5 protein-coding genes and 1 tRNA gene are annotated in these 3,981 nt (G+C 58.4%); 2 read left to right on the top strand and 4 right to left on the bottom strand.

The features are described from left to right. Positions 1-4 precede the first annotated feature (4 nt). Positions 5-493, bottom strand: coding sequence for a 23S rRNA (pseudouridine(1915)-N(3))-methyltransferase RlmH (locus K6T64_RS16420; protein ID WP_288011228.1), 489 nt, complete (start codon positions 491-493; stop codon positions 5-7). A gap of 365 nt (positions 494-858) precedes the next feature. Beyond that, positions 859-2,046: a S1C family serine protease gene (locus tag K6T64_RS16415; protein WP_100669039.1), complete on the bottom strand. Its 1,188-nt coding sequence runs from the start codon at positions 2,044-2,046 to the stop codon at positions 859-861. Positions 2,047-2,262: 216 nt separating this feature from the next. On the opposite strand from K6T64_RS16415, the gene K6T64_RS16410 reads away from it, so the two are divergent. After that, on the top strand, positions 2,263-2,481 hold the full coding sequence (locus K6T64_RS16410; RefSeq protein ID WP_288011224.1) for a hypothetical protein: 219 nt from the start codon (positions 2,263-2,265) through the stop codon (positions 2,479-2,481). On the opposite strand, the gene K6T64_RS16405 is transcribed toward K6T64_RS16410, so the two are convergent. Further along, on the bottom strand, positions 2,466-3,251 hold the full coding sequence (locus K6T64_RS16405) for an MBL fold metallo-hydrolase (protein ID WP_288011221.1): 786 nt from the start codon (positions 3,249-3,251) through the stop codon (positions 2,466-2,468). The genes K6T64_RS16410 and K6T64_RS16405 overlap by 16 nt on opposite strands. 209 nt (positions 3,252-3,460) lie before the next feature. Between K6T64_RS16405 and K6T64_RS16400 the strand changes: the two genes are divergently transcribed. Continuing rightward, positions 3,461-3,832 (top strand): hypothetical protein, encoded by a 372-nt coding sequence (locus K6T64_RS16400; RefSeq protein ID WP_013077183.1) that lies wholly within the window; start codon positions 3,461-3,463, stop codon positions 3,830-3,832. Positions 3,833-3,904: 72 nt separating this feature from the next. On the opposite strand, the gene K6T64_RS16395 is transcribed toward K6T64_RS16400, so the two are convergent. Further along, positions 3,905-3,980, bottom strand: a tRNA-Phe gene (locus K6T64_RS16395). Position 3,981 lies beyond the last annotated feature (1 nt).

Here is a 3,981-nt window from a genome sequence, read left to right as displayed (position 1 = left end):
CTGATCATCGGTGATAAGTGCCACCCCGAAGGATTTGGAAGGCCCTGTAGAGCTGCTCCAGGACGATCACCCGGGCCATTTGGTGGGGAAAGGTGAGGGGAGATAAAGACCAGAGGGCGTCTGCCCGCCGGGTGACCCGGAAGTGGAGGCCCAGAGTCCCTCCGACGACAAAGACATATCGAGCAGCCCCGCGGCTCATCCAGCCCTGCCATTGTTCCGCAAATTGTTCGGACGTCCAACGCCGGCCGTCCAAAGTCAACGCGGTCACCCAATCCCGGTCCTTGATTCGCCCCAGAAGCGCCTCCCCCTCCGCGGCCAACACCCCATCGCGTTCGCCTGGACTGGGGGTTTTGGGCACGGGCTGGTCGGGCACTTCGTCGAGATAGACATCCGCATAAAAGGAAAGGCGCTTCAGGTAAGCCTGAGCGGCTTCCGCCCAGTATCGCTCTTTGAGTTTACCAACGGCGAGGATGTGGATCTGGATCGATGACACCCCCTGGCGTAAGCAGATAATCGGCTGGATCCCCACACCGCACACAGAGTGGCTTGGGGTTCGGAGTCAAGGAAATCGGTTCGAGGTTCGGCACATAACCGGTTTTCTCCAGGTATTCGTCGAGGACGTATTCCACGCATTCCCCACAAGCTGCCCAAGGGCGGGAGCCCGGGTCCTCCATCTGCCCCGGAGAAACCCGGAGTCCGTCAGAATGGGACCGTCGGTTCATCGCTCCATCACCTACCAAGATTGCCGATTTGACCTCCCGGGATCAATGAGACCCGGGAAAGAAGACGGGTTGAAAATGGTGAAGGCCGGCACGAGCCGGCCTCTGTACCAGGATGCAGACGATCACACTCCGCTTTCTATGAGGCAGCGGACAATTTCACATTCACCGTAAGCTTTTGCTGTCCGCGATAAAAGGTCACCGATACGGTATCTCCCGGCTTTTTCACAAACAGTGCCTTGCGCAAATCAGAGACGTTGTGCACAGGGGTGTTGTCGACCTGCACGATCACATCTCCCTCTTGCAGGCCCGCCGCAGCTGCTCCAGCGGTTGGCTGGCCGACGACCACGCCATAATCCACCGGGACCTGAGGCCGACTCTCAAGGGGCAACTCTTGCAGGGATACGGCAGTAATACCGAGGACCGGGCGGATCACCTTGCCATTGGTGATCAGTTGCTGAATGATGGGTTTCGCTTCGTTAATCGGGATCGCGAATCCCAATCCTTCCACCGGCCCTTGGGCGGTTTGGGTAATCTTCGAACTGTTGATGCCGATCACCTGACCTTCGATGTTGCACAGCGCTCCACCGCTGTTGCCCGGATTGATGGCCGCATCCGTTTGAATGACATCTTGCTCCCACACTACCTGGCCTTGACTATCGGTAATGGGCAAAGTTCGACCCGTGGCGCTGATCACCCCCACGGTCACTGTTTGACGAAACTCCAAACCCAGGGGATTGCCAATGGCGATCGCCGGTTCACCGGGCTGAAGCGTATCGGAATTCCCAAAGGTAGCCACCATATCCGCCTTGACCTGGTCAGCGGGGATGCGGAGAACGGCCAGATCGGTCAGCGGATCTGTGCCCACAATGGAGGCTTTCACTCGCTGTCCGTTCGCCAGGACCACCTCCACGGCGCTGGCCCCTTCTACCACATGGTTATTCGTGACCACATAGCCCCGGGGGTCAAAAATCACCCCTGACCCCACCCCTTGGTCCTTTTGCACCATTTGACCACGCCAGAAGTCGGGCACCTTGGCCACGTTGACAACTCCGACAATGGCTGGCTTTACTTTATTCACCGCTTGAACGATCCCCGTGTCGACAGTATAACTCACGGTCTGTTGTACACCGGAAGGCGGTGCGAGATTCGTCCCGGGCGCTTGGGCGACCGGCAAATTCACTAGATGACTCCGTATCATCGCTGGAAGGAAAAGCATGGTCACAATCGACCCGATCATCGCGGACACCACGATCACGGCTAGCCACGACAGCGGCCCACGACGTCTGGGCCTCATGCCTTCTGCATCCGTATCGTAGAAACCCATCGTCAAACCTCCTTATCCCGAGCCGAGCATGCCCTTGACAGCCCGACTGCCTCCATTATACCGACTGGCAGCGCCCTTTCTCAATGAAAGAACGCATTCGTCGGCGAAGATTCAGTCCTTTGGAAAACCGGTGGAGATCTGGTGGATTTGTTGTGTATAGAACCATCTGTCATGGACGACAATGCTGGTGTACGGGACTGAGAGGGGGAAACAAGTGTGGCGACACAACCAGCGCCCGACTGGGCGGCCCTGATTGCCGATCTCAAGGAAACAGAGTACCAGAATACCTTGTTATTGACCGCTTTATTGGAATGGTTGATCGAGTCGGGAGTGGCAAAACGAGAGGAAATCCTTCGCAAGGTTCGGGAGTTGGACGCCCGGGTCGGCCACGGCAGACCGAAGGCCCTCCAATCCGGAGATCACCCTACGGCATAAAGAGGCGTCGACTCGTGTCTCGGAGCCACCTCAATCGGAAGATGCCCCAGACCTTCCTGCATCAAAATGGCTCGTACCGCGGTTTTTGCGACTTCCGGCGCATTGTTTTCTTCACTCAGGTGGGCCAACACCACCCGGGTTGTCCGGTTGCCGATCACTTCGGCTAGGGTCTCCCCCGCCGCTTCGTTGGACAGGTGCCCTTTGTCCCCCAGGATTCGCCGCTTCAGGTGCCACGGATATGTACCGGCCCGCAACATCCCGACATCGTGGTTAGACTCGAGAATATACGCATCCGCGTCAGCGATGGCGCCGCGCAAGCGGTCCCCGACAAAACCCAGGTCTGTGGCCAGCACGAGCTTTTTCCCGCCGTGGTGAAAGCAAAACATCACGGGTTCCCGGGCGTCATGGGAGACAGCGACGGGTTCTGCAGCAACCCCGCCAAAATAAACCACCTTTCCCGCTGTGAGCGTAAAACAGCGTTCACTGCCGACCTCGGTGGAAAGATCACCGAGTTCCGTCCAGGTCCCTCCGGTGGCCCAGATCGGCACCGCATGGCGCCGGGCAAACACCCGCAATCCATGGACGTGGTCTCGGTGTTCGTGGGTCACCACCACCGCCGTCAACTGGTCCGGGTTCACCCCGTGCTGCTGCAAAGAGCGGTCCAATCGCCGAGCGCTGATCCCGGCATCGATCAGGAGGCGCACATCGTCCGCCCAAACCAGTACCGCATTTCCAGAACTTCCGCTCGCCAGCACACTGAAAGAAAACACGCCTTCGACGCCTCCTCCGAAAACCTCACCCACGTCCCCTTCTATTGTGCCGGCGGGGGTCCGATTTGGCAACCCGTGCCGGGCAAATCTTTGCAGTTGCGGACACCGTCATGTGGCCAGAGTCCCTAAAATACAACTCAACGGGGAACACTGTGGTTGTAAGGGCAGGAAGTTTCGGCTTGACCACCCACAGATCGGAGGGGGACACCATGGGCGAGCGATCGATTCTCGCATACTTTCGTTCTTTTGAAAGAGCTTGTCACGCGGCGAATACCCTGCGGCAACGAGGATTCTCAGAGGTGCAGCTAGCTTCCGTCAGCTCCTTTCCCGAAGGGCCGGCTCCTCTGCATCACACCACGATCTCTGGGCACATCCCTAGCCTCGCCAACCTCACCCTCGGAAACGGAGTTATCGACCGGGACGAAAGCCCTCTGGCGGCGGTCCATCCGTCGGCCTCGGGCATGGCGGACCAAGAGGACCCCGATGCCATCGGGACCAACTGGTTGGTCACCGCCGTCGTTCCCGACAATGAAACCGAAGGGGTGCTCAACCTACTGCGAAGTTTCGGGGCAAAAGTTTGATCAACCCAGGACCTCCTAGAAAAAAAGCCACCCTCCAGGACGGAGAGGTGGCTTTTCAATCGATTCAACCAATGGTGGCTCGGGACGGAATCGAACCGCCGACACGAGGATTTTCAGTCCTCTGCTCTACCGACTGAGCTACCGAGCCA

Source organism: Kyrpidia sp. (genome assembly GCF_023512215.1).
In the GTDB taxonomy this organism is placed as follows: domain Bacteria; phylum Bacillota; class Bacilli; order Kyrpidiales; family Kyrpidiaceae; genus Kyrpidia; species Kyrpidia spormannii.
The sequence above is the reverse complement of the archived record's forward strand: the minus strand, read 5'-3'. Positions and strand labels throughout refer to the sequence as shown.

What these genes read in the sequence shown, in the direction of transcription:
- K6T64_RS16415 (WP_100669039.1), bottom strand. Translation starts at nt 2,046, where the DNA reads ATGGGTTTCTACGATACGGATGCAGAAGGCATGAGGCCCAGACGTCGT.
- K6T64_RS16400 (WP_013077183.1), top strand. Translation starts at nt 3,461, where the DNA reads ATGGGCGAGCGATCGATTCTCGCATACTTTCGTTCTTTTGAAAGAGCT.